This window comes from Paraburkholderia sp. GW821-FHT02A12 (genome assembly GCF_059422005.1).
Map to the genome: position 1 here is coordinate 816,986 of NZ_JBWKWA010000002.1, position 25,193 is coordinate 842,178.

21 protein-coding genes are annotated in these 25,193 nt (G+C 63.2%); 17 read left to right on the top strand and 4 right to left on the bottom strand.

Going from position 1 to position 25,193, the window contains the following annotated elements:
• Positions 1-50: 50 nt before the first annotated feature.
• Positions 51-2,012 (top strand): beta-galactosidase, encoded by a 1,962-nt coding sequence (locus AC07WT_RS25025; RefSeq protein ID WP_494948999.1) that lies wholly within the window; start codon positions 51-53, stop codon positions 2,010-2,012.
• Between the two features lie 170 nt (positions 2,013-2,182).
• Positions 2,183-3,343 (top strand): glycoside hydrolase family 53 protein, encoded by a 1,161-nt coding sequence (locus tag AC07WT_RS25030; RefSeq protein ID WP_494949000.1) that lies wholly within the window; start codon positions 2,183-2,185, stop codon positions 3,341-3,343.
• Positions 3,344-3,367: 24 nt separating this feature from the next.
• Here the strand turns inward: AC07WT_RS25030 and AC07WT_RS25035 are convergent, their stop codons facing one another.
• Positions 3,368-4,408 carry a LacI family DNA-binding transcriptional regulator gene (locus AC07WT_RS25035; protein ID WP_494949001.1) on the bottom strand — a complete coding sequence of 347 codons (1,041 nt, stop codon included), beginning with the start codon at positions 4,406-4,408 and terminating at the stop codon, positions 3,368-3,370.
• 193 nt (positions 4,409-4,601) lie between these two features.
• Between AC07WT_RS25035 and AC07WT_RS25040 the strand changes: the two genes are divergently transcribed.
• From AC07WT_RS25040 to AC07WT_RS25065, 6 genes are all read left to right on the top strand, one after another.
• Complete coding sequence (locus tag AC07WT_RS25040; RefSeq protein ID WP_494949002.1) at positions 4,602-5,774, top strand: ABC transporter ATP-binding protein; 1,173 nt, start codon at positions 4,602-4,604, stop codon at positions 5,772-5,774.
• Between the two features lie 12 nt (positions 5,775-5,786).
• Positions 5,787-7,781 carry a beta-galactosidase gene (locus tag AC07WT_RS25045; RefSeq protein ID WP_494949003.1) on the top strand — a complete coding sequence of 665 codons (1,995 nt, stop codon included), beginning with the start codon at positions 5,787-5,789 and terminating at the stop codon, positions 7,779-7,781.
• Positions 7,782-7,851: 70 nt separating this feature from the next.
• On the top strand, positions 7,852-9,105 hold the full coding sequence (locus AC07WT_RS25050) for an ABC transporter substrate-binding protein (RefSeq protein ID WP_494949004.1): 1,254 nt from the start codon (positions 7,852-7,854) through the stop codon (positions 9,103-9,105).
• Between the two features lie 88 nt (positions 9,106-9,193).
• Positions 9,194-10,192: a carbohydrate ABC transporter permease gene (locus AC07WT_RS25055; RefSeq protein ID WP_494949005.1), complete on the top strand. Its 999-nt coding sequence runs from the start codon at positions 9,194-9,196 to the stop codon at positions 10,190-10,192.
• A gap of 16 nt (positions 10,193-10,208) precedes the next feature.
• Positions 10,209-11,060: a carbohydrate ABC transporter permease gene (locus AC07WT_RS25060; protein ID WP_492594647.1), complete on the top strand. Its 852-nt coding sequence runs from the start codon at positions 10,209-10,211 to the stop codon at positions 11,058-11,060.
• A gap of 486 nt (positions 11,061-11,546) precedes the next feature.
• On the top strand, positions 11,547-13,340 hold the full coding sequence (locus AC07WT_RS25065; RefSeq protein WP_494949006.1) for a tannase/feruloyl esterase family alpha/beta hydrolase: 1,794 nt from the start codon (positions 11,547-11,549) through the stop codon (positions 13,338-13,340).
• Between the two features lie 276 nt (positions 13,341-13,616).
• Here the strand turns inward: AC07WT_RS25065 and AC07WT_RS25070 are convergent, their stop codons facing one another.
• Positions 13,617-14,585: a LacI family DNA-binding transcriptional regulator gene (locus AC07WT_RS25070; protein WP_494951038.1), complete on the bottom strand. Its 969-nt coding sequence runs from the start codon at positions 14,583-14,585 to the stop codon at positions 13,617-13,619.
• A gap of 340 nt (positions 14,586-14,925) precedes the next feature.
• On the opposite strand from AC07WT_RS25070, the gene AC07WT_RS25075 reads away from it, so the two are divergent.
• From AC07WT_RS25075 to AC07WT_RS25105, 7 genes are all read left to right on the top strand, one after another.
• On the top strand, positions 14,926-16,473 hold the full coding sequence (locus tag AC07WT_RS25075) for a UxaA family hydrolase (RefSeq protein WP_494949007.1): 1,548 nt from the start codon (positions 14,926-14,928) through the stop codon (positions 16,471-16,473).
• A 60-nt stretch (positions 16,474-16,533) separates the two neighbouring features.
• Positions 16,534-17,877: an MFS transporter gene (locus AC07WT_RS25080; RefSeq protein WP_494949008.1), complete on the top strand. Its 1,344-nt coding sequence runs from the start codon at positions 16,534-16,536 to the stop codon at positions 17,875-17,877.
• Positions 17,846-18,640: a 4-hydroxy-2-oxoheptanedioate aldolase gene (gene hpaI / locus AC07WT_RS25085; protein WP_494949009.1), complete on the top strand. Its 795-nt coding sequence runs from the start codon at positions 17,846-17,848 to the stop codon at positions 18,638-18,640. Before AC07WT_RS25080 ends, hpaI begins: the two co-directional genes overlap by 32 nt.
• A gap of 270 nt (positions 18,641-18,910) precedes the next feature.
• The gene (locus AC07WT_RS25090) at positions 18,911-19,639 is read left to right on the top strand and encodes a PIG-L deacetylase family protein (RefSeq protein WP_492594652.1); all 729 of its coding nucleotides are present in this window, start codon (positions 18,911-18,913) and stop codon (positions 19,637-19,639) included.
• Positions 19,636-20,331, top strand: coding sequence for a 4-carboxy-4-hydroxy-2-oxoadipate aldolase/oxaloacetate decarboxylase (locus tag AC07WT_RS25095; RefSeq protein WP_494949010.1), 696 nt, complete (start codon positions 19,636-19,638; stop codon positions 20,329-20,331). Before AC07WT_RS25090 ends, AC07WT_RS25095 begins: the two co-directional genes overlap by 4 nt.
• A 13-nt stretch (positions 20,332-20,344) precedes the next feature.
• Positions 20,345-21,451 (top strand): 4-oxalomesaconate tautomerase, encoded by a 1,107-nt coding sequence (locus AC07WT_RS25100; protein WP_494949011.1) that lies wholly within the window; start codon positions 20,345-20,347, stop codon positions 21,449-21,451.
• Entirely contained in the window at positions 21,448-21,597 is a 150-nt protein-coding gene (locus AC07WT_RS25105; protein WP_492594655.1) for a hypothetical protein, read from the top strand. The genes AC07WT_RS25100 and AC07WT_RS25105 overlap by 4 nt, the downstream gene beginning before the upstream one ends.
• Here AC07WT_RS25105 and AC07WT_RS25110 read toward each other — a convergent pair.
• The gene (locus AC07WT_RS25110) at positions 21,578-22,825 is read right to left on the bottom strand and encodes a LysR family transcriptional regulator (protein ID WP_492594656.1); all 1,248 of its coding nucleotides are present in this window, start codon (positions 22,823-22,825) and stop codon (positions 21,578-21,580) included. The genes AC07WT_RS25105 and AC07WT_RS25110 overlap by 20 nt on opposite strands.
• A gap of 54 nt (positions 22,826-22,879) precedes the next feature.
• Complete coding sequence (locus tag AC07WT_RS25115) at positions 22,880-23,581, bottom strand: GntR family transcriptional regulator (RefSeq protein ID WP_494949012.1); 702 nt, start codon at positions 23,579-23,581, stop codon at positions 22,880-22,882.
• A 390-nt stretch (positions 23,582-23,971) separates the two neighbouring features.
• Here AC07WT_RS25115 and AC07WT_RS25120 point away from each other — a divergent pair, with 390 nt between their 5' ends.
• Both AC07WT_RS25120 and AC07WT_RS25125 read left to right on the top strand, forming a co-directional pair.
• Positions 23,972-24,817 (top strand): gallate dioxygenase, encoded by an 846-nt coding sequence (locus AC07WT_RS25120; RefSeq protein ID WP_494949013.1) that lies wholly within the window; start codon positions 23,972-23,974, stop codon positions 24,815-24,817.
• Positions 24,814-25,173 carry a protocatechuate 3,4-dioxygenase gene (locus tag AC07WT_RS25125; RefSeq protein WP_494949014.1) on the top strand — a complete coding sequence of 120 codons (360 nt, stop codon included), beginning with the start codon at positions 24,814-24,816 and terminating at the stop codon, positions 25,171-25,173. Before AC07WT_RS25120 ends, AC07WT_RS25125 begins: the two co-directional genes overlap by 4 nt.
• Positions 25,174-25,193: the final 20 nt, after the last annotated feature.

Genomic DNA, 25,193 nt, shown 5'->3' on the forward strand with positions numbered 1-25,193 from the left:
GCGCACAGGCGGTTTTTGCCGGCATTTCTCCTTCAGAACGAGACTCTCTCATGCAATTTGGTGTGTGCTATTACCCGGAACAATGGCCTCGTGCGATGTGGGCTGACGACGCGAAGCGGATGGCGGACCTCGGCATCACGCATGTACGGATCGCGGAATTCGCGTGGAGCCGGATGGAGCCGCGCGCCGGCCAATACGTGTGGGGCTGGCTCGACGAAGCGATCGATACGCTTGCGGCCCAGGGCTTGAAACTGATACTCGGTACGCCGACGGCGGCGCCGCCGAAGTGGCTGATCGATGCGGCTCCGGACGTGCTACCGGTGCGCGCGGACGGCACGCGCTGGAACTTCGGGTCGCGCCGGCACTACGACATTTCCAGCGAGACTTACCGCGAGGCCTGTTTGCGGATCGTGACCGCCATGGCCGAGCGTTACGGCGCGCATGCGTCGATCGTCGCGTGGCAAACCGATAACGAACTCGGCTGCCATGAAACCGTGCCGAGTTATTCGCCCGCCGCGCGGCGGCGTTTCCAGACCTGGCTGCAACGCCGTTACGAGACTGTGCACGGCTTGAACGAAGCGTGGGGCAACGTGTTCTGGAGCATGGAGTATCCGTCGTTCGACGCGATCGGCCTGCCGAACCTGACGCCTACCGACGCCAATCCAATCCATCTGCTCGACTTTCGCCGCTTCATGTCCGACGAGGTGGCGAGTTTTCATCGCGAGCAGATCGAGGTGCTGCGGCGCCTCGCGCCGCACGCGGATCTGCTGCACAACTTCATGGGCTTTTTCACGACCTTCGATCACTATCGGTTCGCCGCGGACAACGGCATCGACGTGGCCGCGTGGGACAGCTATCCGATCGCGCGAACCGAGTCCATCGCGTTGCCTGACGAGCAGAAGGCGCTTTACGCACGCACGGCGCATCCTGACGTCTCCGCGTTCGATCACGACCGCTACCGTGCGATCGGCGGCGGGCGCTTCTGGATCATGGAGCAGCAGGCGGGGCCGGTGAACTGGGCGTCGTGGAATCCGGTGCCTGCGAGAGGCATGGTCAGGCTGTGGGCCTACGAGGCATTCGCGCACGGCGCGGAACTGGTGTCGTATTTTCGCTGGCGCCAGTGCCCGTTTGCGCAGGAGCAGATGCACTCGGGACTCAACCTGCCGAACAACGAACTGTCGCCAGGCGGGCTCGAAGTGCAGCAGGCTGCGCGCGAGATTGCCGCGTCCAAGGCGCTGTCCGGACTCGACGCGCCGGCGCGCGCCGCGACCGCGCTCGTATTCGACTACGAGACGCAGTGGATGTTCGAGATTCAGCGGCACGGCAAGACCTTCGACTATCAAACGCTCGCCTTCGACTACTACGAGGCGCTGCGCGAGCTCGGCCTCGATGTCGATATCGTTTCCAGTCGTGCCGATCTGTCGCAGTACGGGCTCGTGGTGGTGCCGGGCATCGCGGTGATCGACGATGCGCTCATCGGGCAGATCGAGCGGAGTTCGGCGCAATGGGTATTCGGTCCGAGGAGCGGTTCGAAGACGGCGGACTTCGCCATTCCGTCGAACCTCGCGCCCGGCGCGTTGCAGCGGGTGCTGCCGGTCCAGGTGCTCGAAGTCGAATCGCTGCGCCCGACGCTCAGGCCCGCGACTTCGATCGGCGGCACGCGCGGAGTTGCTGTGCATTGGCGCGAGCACGTTCGAGCCAATGGCGAGACTCGCGTCGAAGCGCATTTCGACGACGAATGGCCGGCGGTGCTGGCTCACGGACGGGTCCGCTATGTGGCCGGGTGGTTGTCGCATTCATTGCATCGGGCGGTTCTCGAGCAGGCCGCGAAGGACGTCGGCATCCAGGTGCACATGCTGGCTGAAGGCTTGCGCATCCGTCGGCGCGGCAATCTGACGTTCGCGTTCAACTTCGGCGCGGCCCCGGTTGAAGCGCCGGCGCCGGTCAATGCGACTTTCGTGCTCGGGCAGCCGCAGCTCGGAACCGGTGATGTTTGCGCGTGGCAGACGTAGGAACCAACGTATGAGACCGCGGGCAGGGTGCTTCGCGCCGGCCCGTCAACACGGCTGAATCGTGCGGATTGTGTTTGAGAAGGGCTTGTTGGAGGCACGAATTTAAGCGCTTCAATTTTTCGGGCGGGCGGCCCCCGATGAGCCGCCATTCAACACATGGAGGATGACACATGAACAGAAGGCAAATGCTGTCCTGGCTGGCATCGACGGCGGCGGCCGCAGGCGTCGGCGCAACGATCGGCGCTCCGGCTCTTGCCGGCGAGCGTGATTTGTCCGGACGCGGCAACCGCTTCGCAAAGGGTGCGGACGTGTCGACGCTGCTCGAGCTGGAGGCGAACGGTGCGCGCTTTTACGAGCACGGCGAGCCGCGCGACTGCCTGGCCATTCTGAAGAGCCACGGCGTCGACTCGATTCGTATCAAGGTGTGGAACGATCCTGGCAATCCGAACTTTTATCCGGCCGACCAGAGTCCCGCCGCGGGATACAACAACGCGGAGCATGTTCGTGTGCTGGCTCGCCGCGCTGCCGCGCTCGGCATGCGCGTGCTGATCGATTTCCACTACAGCGACTGGTGGGCCGATCCGGGCAAGCAGTTTGCGCCGCATGACTGGGCCGGCAAGGATATCGCGCAGACCTGTGCGTTGTTGTCGGACTACACGTCGGGGGTCCTGAAGATGCTCAAGAAGGATGGCGTTCATCCGGAATGGGTGCAGGTCGGCAATGAAATCACCGGCGGGATGTTGTGGCCGCTCGGCAAGTACGACCAATGGGACAATCTCGCGCAGTTGCTGAAGGCCGGACACGATGCGGTCAAATCGGTCGATGAGCGGACCAGGGTCATGCTGCATATCGACAGCGGTGGCAACAATGCGACGAGCCGCTGGTGGTTCGACAGCGCGATACAGCGCGGCGTCGCGTTCGATGTGATCGGCCTGTCCTACTATCCGCAGTGGCAGGGCTCGCTCAGCGATCTGCAGAACAACGCGAACGACCTCGCCACACGCTATGACAAGGACGTGATCGTCGTCGAGACTGCTTATCCGTGGACCACCAGCGACGGCGATTCTGAGCCGAATGCGATGACCAACACCGGTTCGTCGACCTTTCCGCCGACACCCGCCGGGCAGGCGCAATTTCTCGGCGCGCTGACGGATATCGTGCAAGCGATACCCGGCGGCCACGGCAAAGGCGTGTTCTGGTGGGAACCCGAATGGATACCGACGCCGAACGTCGGATGGAAACTCGGCGCCGGCGATCAGTGGGACAACAACACCTTGTTCGACTTCCACGGGAATGCGTTGTCGTCGCTGGACGCGTTCCGCAAGCGCTAGCGTTTCCGTTGACTCGTTCTCCGTCTATTCCGCGCGAGCCGTTCGCGGGGCAGCTGTCGATGCCCGGACAACAAGTCTTGGACTGGGCGCCGTTCGCATCGATGGGCCGTTAGAGCGGCCGCTCTCGCGACGCGGCGCTGTTTCTATCAACTCGCGCAACAGCGATACCGCGAGTTCGGCGGCTTCGACGGTCGGCACGGCGATCGTTGTCAGCGCGGGCCGCGAATCGCGCGCGAGCTGGATGTCGGTGATGCCGATCACGGATAGATCACCGGGCACGTTGAGGCCGAGATCGGCGGCGGCGTGCATCGCACCGAGCGCCGGCAGGTCGTTGGTCGCAAAGATCGCGGTGAGCTTCGGATTGGCTTCCAGCAACGCGCGCGTCGCGGTGTAGCCGCCGTGTATCGTATCGGCCGCATGTTTGACCGGACCTTTCGGCACACCGGCTGTACGCAGCGCATCGACAAAACCTTCATAGCGGGACGCGTGGATGCCCGAGGCCTTGCTGCCGACGATCGCGCCGATCCGGCGATGGCCGAGTTCGAGCAGGTGCGCGCCGGCCAGCTCGCCAGCCAGGCGAAAATCGACCGCGACGCACGGCAGGCCGGGCGGCTCGTTCGGCCGTTCCCACATGCATAGCACCACGGGCGTGCCGCGTGACTCTGTGGCGTGAAGATCCGCAAAGTCGAGGTTCGCGTTCGTCACGAGTACGCCTTCGGAAAGCGTCCCGGCGATCTGATCCAGATACGCCCGGCCGCTCAACGGATCTTCGTTCGTATTGCAGATGATCACGAAGTGGCCGCTCGTGCGCGCCGCGCGTTCGACGGCGAGCGCGAACTCCGGATAGAACGGATTGGCGATGCTCGACACCATCAGCGCGAGCGTCGGCGCGCGACCCTCGGCGAGTGCGCGGGCGGCCAGATGCGGGCGATAGCCGAGCGCGTCGACCGCGTCGAGCACCCGCTGCCGGGTGCTCGCGCCGACCCGGCCGCGATTGCGCAGCACGTTGGACACTGTGGCAGGGGTGACGCCGGCATGACGTGCGACTTCGCTGAGGGTGGGCATGATCTCTTCAATATATGGGACGACTGTTCGACATTTGCATCATCGCCAAAGGCGCGGCACCATTTGCCGCACAGACAAAACGATTTCGGAGACAGGCAAGGCTAGACGATCGCATGCGATCGACTTTTTTTGGCCCTGCTGATTAAGCGCTTAATCTCCGACTTCGAGCCGATTAAATCACGGAGTCGATGCGATGGCGAGCATTTCGTTGAGAGGCGTGCAGAAGGCGTATGGCGACGGCGCGCTGGTGATCCGCGATGTCGATCTGGAGATCGGCGAGAACGAGTTCTGCGTGTTTCTCGGTCCGTCCGGTTGCGGCAAGTCGACCTTGCTGCGAATGATCGCCGGTCTCGAAGACGTGACCGACGGCGACCTGTCGATCGGCGGGCGCCTTGTCAACGACGTAGCGGCGGCGCAGCGCGGCGTGGCGATGGTGTTCCAGAGCTACGCGCTGTTTCCGCATATGACCGTGTTCGAGAATATGGCCTTCGGCCTGAAGCTCGCCAAAACCCCAAAGGACGAAATCGACCTCAAGGTGCGGGAAGCCGCGCGCATTCTGCAACTGGAAGCGCTGCTCGAGCGCCGGCCGAAGGCATTGTCCGGCGGTCAGCGGCAGCGCGTGGCGATCGGCCGGGCCATCGTGCGCGAGCCTGGCGTGTTTCTGTTCGACGAACCGCTCTCGAATCTCGACGCGACGCTGCGCGGCCAGACCCGTGTCGAGATCGCGCGGCTACATAAGCAGTTCGCCAAAGCCAGCGTCGTCTACGTGACGCACGACCAGGTCGAGGCCATGACGCTCGCCGACAAAATCGTGCTGCTGCACGCGGGCAAGGACACCGAACGCTACGGCAGCATCGCCCAGATCGGCGCGCCGCTCGAGTTGTACCACCGGCCGAGGAGCCGCTTCGTGGCGGGTTTCATCGGCTCGCCGCGGATGAATTTTCTGCCGGCGCGGGTAGCGTCGGCTGGTCCGCATGGCGTGACCGTCACACTTGAACAGACCGCCGAAAACGTGCGCGTGCCGGTGAGCGGCGACGGCTTGCAGCCGTCGCAACCCGTCACACTCGGCGTGCGTCCCGAACACCTCGAATTCATCGACCCCGCAGCGGCTCAGTACGCGGCCCCGGCCATGACGGACGACGCCGTTCTGACTCGCACCGTTGCGCTCGTCGAACATCTCGGCGAGCACAGCTACGTCCATCTCGATCAGCCCGGCGGCGCCGCGCTGATCGCCAAAGCGCCTGGCGACACGCGCCTGATGCCGGGCGACCGCGCGGGCTTGCGCGTGCCCAGCCGCGCTTGTCATTTGTTTACCGAAGACGGTTTTGCCGCCGCTTCGCTCGAGTTCGTCGAACACTACGCATAAGAGGACATTCGGATGCGCCTAGGAGTCTGTTATTACCCGGAACACTGGCCGGAGTCGATGTGGGAAGACGACGCTCGCCGGATGAAAGCGCTCGGCATCGAGCAGGTGCGGATTGCCGAATTTGCGTGGAGCCGCATCGAACCGTCGCCTGGCGAATACGACTGGGGCTGGCTCGATCGCGCGATCGACGTACTCGGCGCGGCCGGGTTGCAGGTGGTCATGTGCACGCCGACCGCGACGCCGCCCAAGTGGCTGATCGACCGCCATCCGGACATCCTGCCGATCGGCGCGGACGGACGTCCTCGCGCGTTCGGCTCACGCCGCCATTACGATTTCTCTTCGCCATCGTATTTCGCCGCGTCGCAGCGGATCTGCACGGCGGTGGCCGAGCGGTATGGCAAGCATCCGGCGGTCGCGTACTGGCAGACCGATAATGAATACGGCTGCCATCACACGGTGGTCAGCTATTCGCCGGCGGCAGTAGGGCGCTTTCGCGAATGGCTGAAGGCGCGCTATCAAACGGTCGATGAACTGAACCGCGCGTGGGGCACGGTGTTCTGGAGCATGGAGTACCGCAGCTTCGACGAGATCGATGCGCCGGTGGCGACTGTCACCGAAGCGCATCCGTCACACCGGCTCGACTACCGGCGCTTCGCGTCCGACGAGCTCGCGCGCTACAACCGCATGCAGGTCGAGATCATCCGCGCGCATTCGCCGGGACGGCCGGTCGCGCACAACTTCATGCAGCTCTTTACCGAGTTCGATCACTACAAGGTCGCCGCCGATCTCGATGTCGCGACCTGGGACAGCTATCCGCTCGGCGCGCTCGAAGAGCAATGGTTTGCGCCGGAGCTCAAGGCGCGCTGGCTGCGCACCGGGCATCCCGACTTCGCTTCGTTCAATCACGACGTCTACCGCGGCATGTCGAAGCTGCCGTTCTGGGTGATGGAGCAGCAACCGGGGCCGGTGAACTGGGCGCAGTGGAATCCGGCGCCGTTGCCAGGCATGGTGCGGCTGTGGAGTTGGGAAGCCTTCGCGCATGGCGCGGGCTGCGTGTCGTATTTCCGCTGGCGCCAGGCGCCGTTTGCGCAGGAGCAGATGCACGCCGGGTTGAACACGCCCGACAATCGGCTCGACGTCGGAGGCAACGAGGCCGCGCAGGTGGCCGACGAGATTCGCACGGTGCTCGCGGCGGACGCCAACGCCAATGCCGCAATCGACACGGTCGGCGCGAAGGTCGCGCTCGTCTACGACTACGAAGCGAAGTGGCTGCTCGAGATTCATCCGCAGGGCGCGGACTTTCACTATCCGCGTTTCGCGTTCGAGTATTACTCGGCGCTGCGCGCACTCGGGCTGGATGTCGACGTGGTTCCAGTGGACGCGCCGCTCGACGGCTACCATGTGATCGTCGTGCCGCCGCTGCCGGTCGTGCCGGCCGAGTTTGCCGCGCGGTTGGCAAACTCGGGCGCACAGGTGGTGCTCGGCCCGCGCACCGGCTCGAAGACGCAGGATCTGCAGATTCCGGCGAACTTGCCGCCAGGCGCGCTTGCGTCGGTGCTGCCGCTGCGTGTGTGGCGCGTCGAATCGATGCGGCCGAACGTGACCGAAGCGGTGCGGCTTGCAGACAGCGCGGACGTCGCCGGGAACGACGGCTTCGCGCGCCACTGGCGCGATTTCATCGACAGCGATGGCGAGGCTCCACTCGACATTCGCGCGCGCTTCGCGGACGGCCATCCGGCGTATGTGCGAAGCGGCGCATTCCATTACTTCGCGAGTCTGTTCGACGATGCGCTCACGGTCCGTCTGTTCGCGCAGATCGCCCGCGAGGCAGGCATCGAGACGACGCCGCTCGGCGACAGCGTGCGGATCAGCCGGCGCGGCGCGCTGACCTACGTATTCAATTACGGCGAGCTGGCTCACACGCTTGCCGGTGTGGCCGACGACGCTTTCGTGATCGGTTCGCGCCAGATCGGCCCGCAGGGCGTGGCGGTTTATCGATCGGCCTGACGAGCCGGCCTGAGGATTCCATGCAGTAACGATAACGACGCAAAATCAACGCATAAAGGAGACAGAGAGCATGACACTGAAACCCCGCAGCATTCTGCTTGCACTCGCGCTCGCCGCGGCCGCCGCAGGAACCTCCGTCGTCAGCACCGCGCAGGCCGGCACGCTCGCCGTCAACATTGCGTTCAAGGGCGCAAGCCAGCGCGCGGTCTGGCAGTCGACCGTCGACGAGTTCAAGAAAGCGCATCCCGATATCGACGTGAAGGTGTCGTTCGTCGACGAGGAGGCGTACAAGGTGCAACTGCCCGGGTGGCTCTCGACAGTCGCGCCCGATATCGTCAACTGGCATGACGGCGAGCGCATGGCGTATTACGCGCAACGTGGTCTGTTCGAAGATCTGAGCGGCGATTGGGCGAAGAACGGCTGGAACGATACGTACGCGTCGACGAAGGAAGCGTCTTCGCACAAAGGCAAGCAGTACGCCGCACCCACCGTGTATTACTCGTGGGGCATGTTCTATCGCAAGGATCTGTTCCAGAAGACGGGCATTGCCGGCGAGCCGAAAACGTGGGATCAGTTTCTGGACGCCTGCAAGAAGCTGAAGGCGGCCGGCATTGCGCCGATCGCCGTCGCGGGACGCGATGCGTGGACGCTGGCAGGCTGGTTCGATTATCTGGACCTGCGCCTGAACGGCAACGCGTTCCATCAGAAGCTGATGGCGGGCGAGGTGCCGTACACCGATCCGCGCGTCAAGAAGGTGTACACGAACTGGAAGCAACTGATCGACGCTGGCTATTTCATCGACAACTCGCTCTCCTACGATCTGGACGCGGTGCAGCCATTCCTGTTCCAGGGCAAGGCCGCGATGATGCTGATGGGCACATTCATCACGGGTGGCTTCCCGTCGAATGTGAAAGCGGAAATGAGCTACTTCCAGTTCCCGATCATCGACGCGAAGGTGCCGACCGCCGAAGACGGTCCGGTGGAATCGCTGCATATTCCGTCGAAGGCGAAGAACAAGGCGGATGCCCATACCTTCCTCGCGTTCGTCGAGACGCCTGAAATCGGCGCGAAGCTGGCGACGGGTCTCGGTTCTCTGTCGGCGAACAGCAAGTCGCCGGAACCCGAAGATCCGATTTCGAAAATCGGCTTCCAGATTCTCGCGAACACGAAGGGCGGTATTGCACAGTTCTACGATCGCGACATGACGAAGGAAATGGCCGATGAAGGGATGAAGGGGATGCAGCAGTTCGTCGCCGATCCGTCGAAACTCGACGACGTGCTCGCGCAACTCGAGCAGACGCGCAAGCGCATCTACAAGAAGTAAGCGGTGGCGGCCTTCGGGCCGCCTGCTTTGGCCCGCTTTGGTCACCCGCTTTGGTCACCATTCGCCACGTTCGATCTGGAGAGTAATCGTGTCGCACTCCGTCAGCCGTCGCACTGTCACTGGTCCCGCCGATTCAGGCGTCCCGGCATCGGGTGTGCCGGCATCGGGCATACCGGCATCGGGCGGTGCATTGCGCGGCGGGCCGCCCGCCTTGGCGCGCCGGCGTCGTCCATCGCCGACCGCGCGCCGGCAACGGCGTGCAGCATTCCTGTTTCTCGCGCCGGCTTGCGCGATGGTGGCCGTCTATGTGGTGTGGCCGATCCTGTCGACCATTCGTCTGAGCTTTTTCAACTGGGACGGCATGACCGAGCCGGTCTTTGCTGGCCTGGCGAACTATGTCGAGCTCGTCCATACACCGGCGTTCTATACCGCGCTGAAGAACAACCTCATCTGGCTGCTGTTGTTCCTGCTCGCTCCGCCGATGGGACTCGCCGTCGCGCTGTATCTGAATCAGGCCGTGGCCGGCATTCGCATCGTCAAATCGCTGTTCTTTGCGCCGTTCGTGCTGTCAGGCGTGGTGGTCGGCCTGATCTTCTCATGGTTCTACGACCCGACTTTCGGCTTGCTTGCGATGATTCTCGGCCACGGCGTGCCGGTGCTCGGCGACGCCCGCTATGCGACCTTCGGGATCGTATTCGCGGCACTGTGGCCGCAAACCGCCTATTGCATGATTCTTTACCTGACCGGCCTGACGTCGCTGAACGCCGAGCAGATCGAGGCCGCGCGCATGGAAGGCGCGCGCGGCTGGTCGTTGCTGTGGCACGTGATTCTGCCGCAATTGCGGCCGACCACGTTCATGGGGATCGTCGTCACCGTGATCGGCGCGTTGCGCAGCTTCGATCTGATCTCGGTGATGACCGGCGGCGGACCGTTCGAGAGTTCGACCGTGCTCGCGTATTACATGTACGACCAGGCGATCAAGTATTACCGCATCGGCTATTCCGCCGCGGTGGCGGTGGTGCTGTTCGCCATCATGCTGGTGTACATCGTTTATCACTTGCGGCGGATGCTGCGCGCCGAGCAATAAGGTCAAGGAGCCGACCATGTTTCCGATCGCCATCGACAAATGGAAGCCGGCAACGCGCCGCGCGTACAAACTGACTTTGCCGCTCGCGCTGCTGATCTGGCTGCTGCCGATGATCGCGGTGCTGGTGACGTCGGTGCGCTCGTCGGAGGAACTGAGCGAGGGAAATTACTGGGGCTGGCCGAAGCACTTCGCGATGCTGGATAACTATCGTGAGGCGTTGACGACCTCGCCGATGCTGCATTACTTCTGGAACAGCGTGCTGATCACGGTGCCTGCCGTCGTGGGGGCGATCGCGCTTGCGGCGATGGCGGGATTTGCGCTCGCCACCTACCGGTTCCGCGGCAATTCGACTTTGTTCGCGACGTTTGTCGCGGGTAATTTCGTGCCGGTGCAGGTGTTGATGATTCCGGTGCGGGATCTATCGTTGCAACTCGGTCTGTTCAATACCGTGAGCGCGCTGATTCTGTTTCATCTGTCGTTTCAGACAGGTTTCTGCACGCTCTTCCTGCGCAACTTCATCAAGGAGTTGCCGTTCGAGCTCGTCGAGGCGGCTCGTGTGGAAGGTGCTAGCGAATGGCAGGTGTTCTGCCGGATCGTGCTTCCTCTGATTCGGCCGGCGCTCGCAGCGCTGGGGATTCTCGTGTTCACGTTTGTCTGGAATGACTATTTCTGGGCGCTGTGTTTGACACAAGGGGACGAGGCCGCGCCGATTACTGTCGGTGTCGCGGCGTTGAAGGGACAGTGGACCACAGCATGGAATCTTGTGTCGGCCGGGTCTATCCTTGCCGCGCTGCCCTCCGTGGCGATGTTCTTTGCAATGCAGAAGCATTTCGTGGCGGGGCTGACCTTCGGTGCGACAAAAGGCTGAGCTGCCCGTTATCCATTGCGAAGATTGACCGATCCAATCTGTTTTTCTTATCGCCCGGAAGCGCTGCGCCTGTGAAAGCGCAGCCGGGTTTGCCGCGACGGAACATGAGCTGTCTCCCGGCGGCGCGTCGTTTACCTCATTGATTTTCAAGCGATTTCGGATCGAGCAAGAATTTGAACTTTCGTTCATTTTCTTTGGAGCTCATCGAAACATTCGGGTTGCTAATTTTCTCCTGCCTTCAGTCGACACTTTCGCTCCTTCTTTCGCGTGCGCCAGCCACCTATATTGGTACGCGCGCATCGAGGCCGCTTCCGGTGTGCTTTTAGCTATCCCGCTGCCAACGGCCGCTGACAGCGCTCGCCCAGCGGCTAATCGACGAAGACCGACCAAAACCGACGAAAACGACAGGAGACAAAGATGCCTGTACTCTGCAATGCAGGATGGGTGACACGAGGTTTGCTGATCGCGACTGGAATCTTGAGAAACATGAGGTTCCTTCAACAGGGCGCCGCCCGCCGATTGTTGGCCGCGCTCGCCGGGGCCGCCGCTCTGATCGCGATGATGGCCTGGCCGCTCGGCGCAAGCGCCGCCACCGGACTGGCAAACCTTCCGGCGGTCATGCCTGCCATGGATTGCTCCGCCGTGGCGAGCCTCGACCTGAGCGGGGTGACCGATGGTACGGTCACCATCACATCCGCAACGGTGCTCCCCGCGGGGACGACCGTGGGCAATAACAAGCTTCCGGCGGCCGTTTGCGATGTGAAGGGTACGATGGGTCCAGGCGCCTCGCTTTTCGAGTTGCAGCTGCCAATCCAAGGCTGGACGCAGCGCTACCTGCAGACTGGTTGCGGCGGCCTTTGCGGCAACCTGTCCGTCAATGCGCCCATGGCCTCGACGTGTGTGCCCGTGACTAACGGGCAGATCGCGATGGCCGCGACCGACATGGGGCATGAAGGGGCTAACGACGGCTCATGGGCACTCAATCCCCAGGCAAAGATTGATTTCGCCTATCGTGCGGAGCATGCAACGTCGCAGGTGGCCAAGGCGATCATCAACAAGTTTTACGCCCGGCCCGCGAAGTATTCGTACTTCGACGGTTGCTCCGATGGTGGCCGCGAGGCGTTGATGGAAGCGCAACGCTATCCGGACGACTTTGACGGCATTGCTGCGGGCGCCCCTGCCAACGACCTGCTCGTGCAGAACACGTTCCATCACGCCTGGCCAGCGCATGTGAACGTCGATCCGACGACCGGGAAGTACATCCTGCTGTCGAGCAAGCTGCCGCTGATCCACGCAGCCGTATTGAAGGCGTGCGATAGCATCGATGGCGTCACCGACGGGGTAATCGATGACCCGCATGCGTGCCGCTTCGAACCGGCTACGCTGCTTTGTGCGAAAGGACAGGCCGCATCGACCTGCCTCTCGCCGGCGGAGGTGGCTGTCGTACGCCAGATACATGATGGGGCAACCGATGCCAACGGCGTCCACCTCGAGCAGCCGATCTCCCGGGAATGGGGCTCGGAGCTGAACTGGTCGCTGTTCGTGCCGGCGACGGATGCCGGGCCGAGCGGCACCATCAACTTCGTTATGCCGTTCTTGCGCTACCTCGACTACTTCAACGGCTCCAACCCCACCGCCACGATTGGCGACCTGAAGTTCACGATCGATTCCTTCATGAAGACCGTGCAGACTTCGAACTATCAGGCTGCTACCGATCCCGATCTGAGCTCGTTCGCTCGCCGCGGCGGCAAGCTGATCCTGTGGCATGGCCTCGAAGACCAGCACATCACGCCCGAGGGGACGATCGAGTACTACGAGCAAATGAAGGCTGTCATGGGTAGCGACAAGGTCGACCGGTTCACGACGTTCTACCTGTTCCCCGGCGTCGCCCACTGCGGTGGCGGAAACGGGCCGAACACGTTCGACATCCTGAGTTCGGCGATGGCGTGGGTCGAGAGCGGCGTGAAGCCGGGCGAGATCGTCGCTTCGATCGTAGACGCAAACGGCCAGACGACGCGGGCTCGCCCTGTGTTCCCGTATCCGGCAGTGGCTCGCTATACGGGCTCCGGCAGCACGGACGACGCTGCGAACTTTGTCTCGTACACGCCGCCGGCGAAAGGCGCGCGCATCAAGCCGCACTGGGTTGGTGAGTGGCTCTACTCGCCGGGTTATGAGGCCTCGTGCCAGGTCCAGGGATCGCAGTTGATCTGCACGGGCGGCAACAACTGGAGCAGCTACCGCCAGAGCCTGAGCCGCTGGGACGATAACCCTAGTCAGTAACGCAACCTTCGCTGAGTTGACCTGGCGCTCCTGTTACCCGTTACCCGTCCTTCTTGCGAGGCGGCGGGTAGCAGGTGCCTAATGCAGGAGCCTCATGCGAGCGCTGCTACGTTGGGGCGACAGGTCAATACAGCGAGTAGCGGGAATACGTTTCTATCGGAATGATCGCTTGCGCGGGAACGGTTTGACCTTCGCGTGCGGATTTCAAATGCGCGCCGGCCGCGCAAACTTTGCCTGAATGGCCTGCGGTTGTCAGCCTTGGCGCCCAGGCGGCTATCAGGCGCTGTCGCGCTCGACCAACGTGAAGCCGACGTCGACGATACGTGGCCTTTCGTCGCCGCCTTCAATCTTTTCAATCAGCATCGACGCCGCGAGTTTGCCGATTCGGGTGCCGTCGATCCGGATGGTGGTGAGGGGCGGGTCCGTGTCCGGCGCGAAGTTCTGGTCGCCGTAACCGATTACCCGCAGTTGCTGCGGGACCGCCAGGCCCCGGCTTCGGGCCTCCATCAGCAAGCCCAGGGCAAGGATGTCGGCGCCGCAGAACACAGCGTCGATGTCGGGGTGCTGATCGAGCAGGGCGCTCAACGCTCGCTTGCCGTCGCCCAGACTGGCGGGCGATTCGACCGATATGACGGGAATCCCCGTTGCGGGACCGAACGCCTTCACGAATGCCTGGGCGCGCGTTTGCGCGCGGCGATCGCTCGGGCTCACCACGGCCGGCCGTTGCGCGCCACGTGTTTGCAGATAGCGTGCGGCGGCCTTGCCGACCTTCTGATGAGAAAAACCAACCAGCATGTCGAGCGGCGCCCGCGTGATGTCCCACGTTTCGACGACGGGAATGCCTGAAGCCTGAAGCTTTTGCCTGGCATGTTCCGAGTGAATCACGCCGGTCAGCACGATGCCTGCGGGGCGCCTGCCCACGATGGCGTCGAGCAGCGCGTCTTCACGCGATTCGTCGTAGCCGCTCTGGCCGATCAGCAATTGATAACCCGCGGCGGCTAGCTCGTTAGTCAGCGCCGCCACGGTTTCCTGGAAGATGCTTCCCGCCATAGCCGGAATCAGCGCGACGATCAGGCGGCTGCGATTCGAAGCCAGGGACCCCGCGATCAGATCCGGCGTGTAACCCGTTTGCCGCACCGCCTCGCGTACGCGTTCGAGCGTGTCGACCGAGACGAGTTCGGGTGTGTTCAACGCTCGCGAGACCGTGACCTTCGTGACGCCCACCAGCGCCGCCAGATCGCTCAGCGTGACGCGGCCAGTGCTTTTGCGGGCGCGGCGGGAGGCGGCGCGCTCTGCTGGCGTGCTGAAGTCTATCCGGGTCTTCTTCACAAGAAATTTTCTGTCGAATTGAAAAGGTGGCTGGCAATTATCGCAAAAGCATACTACGATAGCAGCGATGTTACCGGTTACATAAACCGGTAACATGCGTAGCATCGACACGCTAACATCAACATTGAGACACCGCTTGCCAGTATCGTGGCAAGCGGCAGGTGACGGCTGCGGACGTTCGGGTTGGACGTTCGCTTGGACGTTCGGGTGGACGTTCGGGTGGACGTCCATCACGCAGCCACGGAGGACGGAGAGGATGTTGCAGGCAAACACGGCTTTCACGGGCCCGCTGATCAGGCTCAACGAGGTGGACAACGTGCTGATCGCGCGCGAGGCGCTGTCTATCGGGCAGTTACTGCAGTTTGACGGCGCTACGGTCCGCATGCGGGCGCAGGTCGCGCCGGGTCACAAGGTCGCCGTCACCCGCATCCTGCGGGGCCAGCCCATTCGCAAGTACGACACGGTGATTGGGCGGGCGTCGCGCGATATCGAAGCGGGCGAGCACGTTCATGCTCACAACATCGAACTGATCGATTTCGAGCGCGATCCGGGCTTCTGCCAGGACGTGCGCCCTGTCGACTACGTGCGCGAAGCCGATCGCGCAACCTTCGCCGGCATCGTGCGTCCGGACGGACGCGTCGCCACGCGCAACTTCATCGGCATCCTCGCCTCCGTCAATTGCTCCGCGACGGTCATCAAGCACATCGCCGCATGGTTCACGCCCGAGCGTCTCGCACGCTACCCGAATGTCGACGGCGTGGTGGCGTTCGCGCAAACGAGCGGCTGCGGCATGTCCTCGCCGAGCGAGCATTTCGACGTTTTGCGGCGTACGCTGGCCGGTTACGCGCGGCATCCGAACCTCTCCGGCGTGCTGGTGGTCGGCCTTGGTTGCGAACGCAACCAGGTGGCGGACCTGCTGGAATCGCAGGGGCTCGCGACCGGCAAGACGATGCACGCGCTCGTGATGCAGAACGAAGGCGGCACCCGCGCGACGATCGAGGCAGGCGTGGCGGCCATCGAGCAGATGCTGCCGGCGGCCAACGACATCGAGCGGCGCCGCGTATCGGCGAGCCATCTGAAGATCGGTCTGGAATGCGGCGGTTCTGACGGCTTTTCCGGCATCACGGCCAATCCCGCACTCGGTGCGGCGATGGATCTGCTGGTGCGCCATGGCGGCACCGCGATCCTCTCGGAGACGCCGGAGATTCACGGGGTCGAATACATGCTGACGCGCCGCGCGGTGACGCCCGAAGTCGGGCAGAAGCTGCTCGACCGGCTCGCCTGGTGGGAACGCTACACGCATGGCCACAACGGGCAGTTCAACGGCGTGGTCGGTCCGGGCAACCAGCAGGGCGGCCTCGCGAATATTTTCGAAAAGTCGCTGGGGTCCGCGATGAAAGGCGGCACCACGCCGCTCCAGGCCGTCTACGAATACGCCGAACCGATCGACCGCGCGGGTTTCGTCTTCATGGATTCGCCCGGCTACGATCCGGTTGCGGTGACCGGTCAGATCGCGAGCGGCGCCAACCTGATCTGCTTCACGACTGGACGCGGCTCCATGTTCGGCTCGAAGCCTGCGCCAACCATCAAGCTCGCCAGCAATACGCCGATGTTCAGGCGGCTGGGCGAGGACATGGATATCAACTGCGGACTTATCCTTGACGGCGAGCGCTCGGTGCAGGAGATGGGGCAGGACATCTTCGAGCACATTCTGCGCACCGCCTCGGGCGAACGGACAAAGAGCGAATTGCTGGGCCTGGGAGATCACGAGTTCGTACCGTGGCATATGGGTATCGTGAGCTGACGCCTCGAAGCGTCGCACGATCCGCAACCGGAAGTGCCAATACAAAACAGGAGACAAGACATGCAAGGCGACCCGCAACGGGAGTCACGATCGAAGGTGCGCTGGCTGGTGGCCGGCCTCATGTGGGCGGCGATCGCGATCAACTATATCGACCGCACCGTGCTGTCCGCTGCGGCGCCGCACATTCAGACGGAGTTTCATCTGAGCGCGATGGAAATGGGCATCGTGATGTCGGCGTTCTTCTGGTCGTATGCGCTGCTTCAATTGCCGGCGGGCATGCTGGCCGACCGGTTCGGCCAGAAGAAGGTGCTCGGTTTCGCGGTGTTCTGGTGGTCGCTGGCGACCGCCGCCACCGGGCTCGCCAGCAGCCTCAAGTCGCTTGTCGCACTGCGTGTCGCGCTCGGCATCGGCGAAGCGGGCGCTTATCCGAGCAACGCCGGTATCGCCTCCAGATGGTTTCCGAAGAAGGAGCGTGCGACGGTTGCGGGCATTTTCGACAGCGGCTCGAAGCTCGGTGGCGCGATTGCATTGCCGTTGATCGCGTACCTGCTCGCGACCTTCGACTGGAAAATCACCTTTGCGATTACCGGTTCGCTGGGTCTTGTCTGGTGCGTCGTATGGCAGTTCACATTCAAGGACTCGCCTGCCGATCACAAGCGGGTCAACGCGGTGGAACTCGCTCATATCCGCGACGGGCAGCGCTCGTCGCACGCCGATACCCGCAAGCCGAAAGCCTGCTGGAAGAAATTATTCGCTCATCGAAACATCTGGGCGATGTGCATCGGCTTCTTCATGATCAACTACAACTCGTACTTCTTCATCACGTGGCTGCCCACCTACCTGGTCAAGGAGCGCGGCATGAGCCTGATGGAGATGGGCTTCATGGCATCGCTGCCGCTCGTGATATCGATGTTCGTCGAAGTGCTGGCGGGATGGGCGTCCGACCGCGTCTACAGCTCCGGCAAGCTTTCGCTCACCGCCACCCGCAAGCTCTTTCTCGTCATCGGTCTGGTCATGGCATCGAGCATCGGTCTCGCGGCCTTTGCGCAATCCGCGGTCATGGCAGTGGTGCTGCTCTGTATCGCCAAGTCGGGCACGACCGTCGCCGCGTCTCAGGTGTGGGCGCTGCCTGCCGATGTCGCGCCGCGGAACATGGTGTCGATGGTCGCGGGCACCCAGAACATGGTGTCGAACATGGGCGGCGTGGTCGGTCCGGTGGTGACGGGCGCCATTGTCGGCGCGACGGGATCGTTTATCCCCGCGCTGGTTTTCTCATCGGTGCTGATTGCGATCGCCATTCTCAACTACGTGTTTCTACTTGGCAAAGTGGAACCCATCCAGTTCGAAGACAAACCTGTGGAGTTCGAGAACCATGATCAACGCAACGCGGACGTCAGTGCTTAATCCGTTCAAATCCGCTCTTGCCGCCCGGCGCCGCCGGATCGGCTTCTGGCTGTCCATGGCGGACGCTTACCTGGCCGAAGTGAGCGCGACCGCCGGTTTCGACTGGCTTCTGATCGACAGCGAACACGCGCCGAACGACCTGCGCAGCATCCTCGCGCAATTGCAGGCGGTGGCGCCTTACGGAGCGGAGGCCGTGGTGCGCCCGGTCAATGGCGATCCGGCCTTGATCAAGCGCCTGCTCGACATCGGCGCCCGCACGCTGCTGGTGCCGATGATCGACACCGCAGAGCAGGCGAGCGCGGTCGTGTCCGCCGTGCGCTATCCGCCGCATGGCATTCGTGGTGTGGGCAGCGCGGTGGGCCGCGCCTCGCGCTGGAGCGCGCGGACCGATTATCTGGAGGTCGCGGACAGCGAAATCTGCGTGCTCGTGCAGGCGGAGACCGTGACCGCGTTGGAGAATCTCGAGTCGATCTGCGCGGTCGAGGGCGTGGACGGCGTGTTCATCGGACCGGCCGATCTGGCGGCATCGATGGGCTATCGCGGCAAGCCTGGGCATCCGGAAGTTCAGAGGGCGATCGATGCCGCCATGCGCACTATTGTCGAGTCGGGCAAAGCCGCCGGCACGTTGACCTCGGACCCCGCGCTGGCGCGACATTACCTTGAACTGGGCTGCACATTCGTTGCCACGGGCGTCGACATCCTGATGTTCGCCAAGGCGGCGCGCAAGCTGGCTCAGGAATTTGCCGTACCGCAGGCTGAATAAGCGACTCACACCAACGCCTGGATACCATCCAGGTCATTCATGACTAGCTGCATCGGCACGGACGGGGACGCCGGCTTTGCGCAACAGGGCGGGAAACATGGGCGGGTTTTTGGGCACTGTCAGCCGGGCGGCGCTTGTCCTGTCAAAACTGTCTGCACAGCGCGGCCGATAAACAGAATAGATGGAGTTGCACGCTGCTTTAGGTGCTTCCATCGTTCCTTCGAATCCTACAATGACGCCTGTCACATAGCGAATAGTGGTGGGTCGGAAATGGCAGACAAGGCAATGCTGGTGGTCAGTGCGCACAGCGCCGACTTCGTGTGGCGTGCAGGTGGCGCGATCGCACTACACAAACAGAATGGATACCGTGCGAAGGTCGTGTGTCTTTCGTTCGGCGAGCGCGGCGAGTCGGCCAAGCTTTGGCGCAAGGGCGAAATGACGATCGAGAAGGTCAAGGCGGCGCGCAGGGAAGAGGCCGAGCGGGCTGCGGATATCCTCGGCGCGGAAGTCGAATTCTTCGACCTCGGGGATTACCCGTTGCGCGTATCGGACGATGCGTTGATGCGGCTTGTCGATGTTTACCGCGAGTTGCAGCCGGCTTTCGTATTGAGCCATTCGCAGAAAGACCCGTACAACTTCGATCATCCGCTCGCCATGCATGTCGCGCAGGAAGCGCGGATCATCGCGCAGGCTGAAGGCCACAACCCCGGGCAAAAGATTGTCGGTGCGCCGCCCGTGTATGCATTCGAGCCGCATCAGACCGAGCAGTGCGAATGGATGCCGAACACGTTCCTCGATATCACCGAGGTATGGGAGATCAAGCGTCGCGCGATCGAGTGCATGGCGGGCCAGGAGCACCTGTGGGAGTACTACACGCGGGTCGCTTTGCAGCGCGGCGTGCAGGCCAAGCGCAACATCGGCATCACCGCGGTGCGCGACATCAAGTATGCGGAAGGCTATCAGCGTGTCACACCGACTGTTACCGGAGGTCTGGCATGAAACGGGGCGTCGTGGTGACAGATATCCAGCGCGCCGATGCGCGCGATGCGGCCGTGCTGCAGCATGCGGGCGCCGCAACCGTACACGAGGCGCAGAGCCGCCTGGGCCTGCTCGCTTCCTACATGAGGCCGATCTATTCGGGTCCTGCAATTGCGGGTTCGGCGGTCACCGTGCTCGTGCCGCCTTCGGACAACTGGATGCTGCACGTCGCCGTCGAGCAATGCCGCGAGGGAGACGTTCTGGTCGTGGCGCCGACTTCGCCGTGCGAGGACGGTTATTTCGGCGATCTGCTCGCGACCTCGCTTGCTGCACGCGGCGTGCGTGGCTTGATCATCGACGCAGGCTGCCGTGACGTCGCCTCGCTCAAGGAAATGAAATTCCCTGTCTGGTCGAAGGCGGTGTCCGCGCAAGGTACGGTCAAGGAAACACTCGGCTCGGTCAATGTCCCGGTAGTGTGCGCGCAGCAGATCGTGCATCCCGGCGATGTCATCGTCGCGGATGACGATGGCGTCGTAGTCGTTCCGCTCGGCACGGTCGCGCGCGTGGCGCAGGCATCGCAGGCGCGCATGGCGAAGGAAGAGAAGACGCGTTCGGTGCTTGCCGGCGGCACGCTCGGACTGGATTACTACGCGATGCGCGAGAAGCTCGCGGAAAAGGGCCTGCGCTACGTCGCCTCGGCCGAGGACCTTTGACGGAGGCACGGCGATGTCCAGTCGCACACAAACGCGCATCCCGTGCATGATGATGCGCGGCGGCACGTCAAAGGGCGCATATTTTCTGGCGTCGGATTTGCCGGCCGATCAGGCAGAACGCGAGCGCGTTCTGCTCGCCGTGATGGGTTCGCCGGACCCGCGTCAGATCGACGGTATCGGCGGCGCGGATCCGTTGACGAGCAAGGTGGCGATCATCTCGCCCTCCACACGCGAAGACGCCGACGTCGACTACCTGTTTGCACAAGTCGTGGTGAACGAAGCGCGGGTCGATTTCGGTCAGAACTGCGGCAACATCCTCGCGGGTGTGGGGCCGTTTGCGATCGAGCGCGGCCTCGTCGAAGCGCAGGGCGACAGCACACGAGTCGCGATTCACATGGTGAACACCGGCCAGATTGCGGTCGCTATCGTTCGCACGCCGGGCGGCTGCGTCACCTATGAAGGCGATGCGCGCATCGACGGCGTGCCGGGTCTGGCCTCGCCGATTCCGCTCGAGTTCAGGGACACGGCCGGTTCCACGTGCGGCGCGCTGCTGCCTACTGGCCGTCTTCGAGATACCGTCGACGGCGTCGACGTGACGTGCATCGACAACGGCATGCCGCTCGTGCTGATTCGGGCGCGCGATCTGCTGCGCACCGGCTACGAAACGCGCGAGCAACTGGACGCGGATGAAGCTCTGAAGGCACGCATCGAAAAGATCAGGCTCGCGGTGGGACCGATGATGAATCTCGGCGACGTGAGGGCGCGCACGGTCCCGAAGATGTGTCTTGTCGCCGAGCCTCGCCATGGCGGAACGATCTGTACACGCAGCTTTATCCCGCATCGCTGCCATGCATCGATCGGCGTACTCGGCGCGGTGAGCGTCGCCACCGCGGCGGTGCTGCCGGGAACGGTCTGTGACGGCATCGCCGATGTGGGCAGCGATGGAACGCGAAAGCGCGTGTCGGTCGAACATCCGACTGGCGAGTTCACTGTGGAGCTTGCGCTCGGCGGCGACCCGGACCAACCCGAGGTGCTGAGCGCGGCGCTGTTGCGCACGGCAAGGTGGCTCTTCGATGGGGCGGTTGGCATCCCTTCCTCTGTGTGGCAGGAGCGGGCATGAGCGCAATGAAGCGGGTCGCGCTCGACCGGGTCGCGTTCGTTGGGTTCGGCGAGGCGGGCGGGATTCTCGGCTCGGCGCTTGCCGCCAAAGGCGTACAGGTATCGATGTACGAAACGTGCGCGGCGCCTAATTGGCGGCAAGACTGATCGTACGCGCGACGTCCACAACCGACAGACGGATCGCGTCGATCAACGCGCGTGCCGCGGGCGACGGGGTGCCGGCCGCGCGCATGGTCAGGCCTATGTCGCGCCGGGTATTGTGCAGCTTGACGTCGAGCACCTCCAGCTGACCCGACTGAACCTCATAGTGCAACTGCTGGCCTGACAGCGCGGCGACCATGTCCGTGCCGAGCAGCAAGCCGCGAATCACCGCGAGGTCCGCGGTCTCGACCGTCGGCATTGGCGGCTTCACTTTCATCCGCTTGAACTGCGCTTCGAACAGCGCACGAGCCGGCGCGTTGCTGCGCGGCAAGATCCATTGCGCATTGCGCATGTCCATGACCGTCAGATCACGCTCGCGAGTGAGCGGATGATCGCGGCGAACCAGAACCACCATATCTTCCGACATCAGGCGCTCGTTCCTCAGGCCGCTGGCGGCGTCATTGTCGCGCAGCGCGCCAAGAATGAAATCGATATCGCCTGCTCGCAGCCCCGCAACCAGCGCCTCGTAGGCGCTCTCGTCGGTGACGACCCGCACGCCCGGATTTTGCGTGGTCATCCGCGCAATCGCTCTGGGCAGGATCAGCGTGCGCCCGAGCGGCAACGCGCCGACGGTCACCGCCCCCTGGATCTTGCCGTGCAAGGCGGCGATATCGTCGGGCACATGCCGTAACTCGTTCAACGCGCGGCGCACGTGAAGCAGAAACGTTTCGCCTTCGGTCGTGAGCAGAATGCCGCGCGGGCTGCGATGGAAAAGACTCAGGCCGGAGCCGCTTTCCAGCACGCGAATCGCGGTGCTCACGGCCGGCTGACTGATGCCGAAGGTCTTCGCCGCACTCGGCATGTGCCGATGACGCGCCAGCGCGGTGAACAACTGGAGCCGCCGGGTGTTGAGCAGATAGGCCGGTAGAGAGCCTTCTACTGCCGGCCGCCGGCGCGCCTGCTTTGCGGAGCACCACTGCGCGAGCTCTTCCAGTTCGGCGAAGATCCGCTCGCAGCGCTGAAGTACGGCGCGGCCAACCGCTGTCGGCAGCATGCCCGAGGGACTGCGGTCGAAGAGCGGCTCGCCGAGTGCCGACTCCAGTTCCTGCACGGAACGTGTCACGGCCGACTGGGCACGGAACAGCGCCGCGGCCGCACGTGTCGCGCTGCCCATATCGGCGACGAGTCGAAACGCGCGCAGTTGCGCCAGGTTCAGAAGTTCTTTGCTGCTCACGGATGCGACGCTCTGGCTAGCGGACGGTTGTTGAAGAGGTGGCCTGTGCTGTCGTCATGCCTCGCCTGCGATCAGATGCAACGCCGGCAGCGACAGATTCAGGCTTTCTTTCGATATTTGCGTATGTTCTTTCATCAACGCTTCCACGCGCGCGCCTTCACCTTTTTTCAGCGCGTCGGTGATCGCATGATGCTGGCGATGTGCATACATGAGCATCATGAACTGGCGTTCCCTCGCGGATTCGTCGAAGGCGATCGTGAACGGGGAGACAAATGGAATCTTGTCGTTCAGGCTCAAGGCGGCGCTGACCGCCGTGTTCTGGGCAGCCTCGACGATGAGCGCGTGAAAGCGCCCATTCATCGCCGCGTATCGCACGTCGTCGCCTTTCTTCAGATGCCCCGCGTTGAAGATATCGTCGCCTGCCCGCAGGCAATCCTCGAGGGAAGCCGCCAACGCCGCACCCACCCCGCCTTCTGCGACCGAACGGGCGGCGAGTCCTTCGAGCACGCCGCGCACGTCGATCGCGTTGAGCACATCCCTGACGCTGAAGCGCCGCACGACATAGCCGCGCCCGCCCGATCTGTCGAGCAGCCCTTCCGCGGACAGCACGCTCAACGCATAGCGCAACGGCGTGCGCGACACGCCGAGCCATTGTGCGAGCTGCGCTTCCACCAGGCGCTGTCCGGGTGACAGTTCGCCCGCAAGAATCTTCTCGCGTAACGTCTGAACAATCGCCTGCTGGGTGGTCTCGTTCATGGGTATGTACTCATTCGACGCCATCCAGTATAACGATGCGCCAACCGTCGCACCACGCTTGCAAACCGGCTTGCGACTTCGTTTCAGCGCCATCTGTTTTGTTTATGGCATATCAATGAGCGATTGAGTGGAATCGAAGGCGGCACGCATGCTCGGGATACCGGGTGTGCTTGATGCGATGGGGCTCGCAGCGGCCGCTGGAGCGTCTGGGCGGCAGCAGTCAGGCACCTTGCAAGCAATTTCTCGCGACCCCATGTGGTTTACCCGCACTTCCCGGAAACCCATGCAATTTATATCTTTGTATCCCAAGATGGTTGCGATGGCTACCTCCCCGGTGGCGGCGACCTATCCGATTGGCGTTCAGCATGAAGTAACGGAAGACAACGGGATATGGCAAGAATCATTGGTGGGATCGGCACGTCGCACGTGCCGACGATCGGCATGGCGTACGACAAGGGCAAGCAGAACGATCCTGCATGGGCGCCGCTCTTTATCGGCTACGAGCCGGTCGCCAGGTGGCTCGCCGAGCGTAAGCCGGACGTGATGGTGATGTTCTATAACGATCATGCCAACAGCTTCTTCTTCGATTGCTATCCGACGTTCGCGCTGGGTGTTTCCGCCAATCACGAGTTCGCGGACGAGGGGGCGGGCAAGCGTCCGCTGCCGGACATCGCCGGGCATCCCGATCTTGCTATCCACATTGCGGAGCAGCTCGTCGCCGACGAGTTCGACCTCACGATCTTCCAGGACCGTCCTCTCGACCACGGCTGCAACTCGCCGCTGTCGCTGATGCTGCCGCATGATGGCGGCTGGCCGGTGTCGCTCGTGCCGATGGAAGTCAACGTGCTGCAGTATCCGCTGCCCACGGCGAACCGCTGCTACCGACTCGGTCAGGCGCTGCGCCGCGCGATCGAGTTGTTCGAGCAGGATCTGGACGTCGTGGTGGTCGGCACAGGCGGCCTCTCTCACCAGGTCCACGGAGAGCGAAGCGGCTTCAACAATACCGAATGGGACATGGAGTTCCTCGATCTGATCGTCCATGAGCCGCAGCGTCTTGCGGCGATGAAGCATGTCGACTACGTGCGGCTCGGCGGCGCCGAGAGCGTCGAGACGATCATGTGGCTGGCGATGCGCGGTGCGCTGGGGCCGAAGGTCCGCGAACTGCATCGCAACTACTACCTTGCGACGAGTACCGCGATGGCGGTGACGATCTACGAAGACGAGGTGGCGCAATGAATCCGCAACTGGTCGGCATCGAGGCATTGACGGGCACTTATCCGTTCGATATTCGCCAGAGCATGAAGGCGATGCGTCTGAACCGTTTCTTCTGGCAGATGCGCGAATCGCAGGCTCGCACGCTCTGGCTGGAAAACCGCGCAGCCGCGTACGACGCTGCCGGTCTGACGGCAGAGGAACGCGCGCTCGTCGACAACACGGACTGGATTGGCCTGATTCGCTATGGCGTGTGCTTCTTCGTCCTCGAGAAATTTGCGCGGGTGGTGAAGATCACCAACCTGGGGATGTACGCGAGCATGCGAGGCGAAACGCTCGAAGCGTTCCTGAAGACGCGCAGGGTGCCCGAAGCGGTCTGACCGCGCTCGTTCCCTGTTCC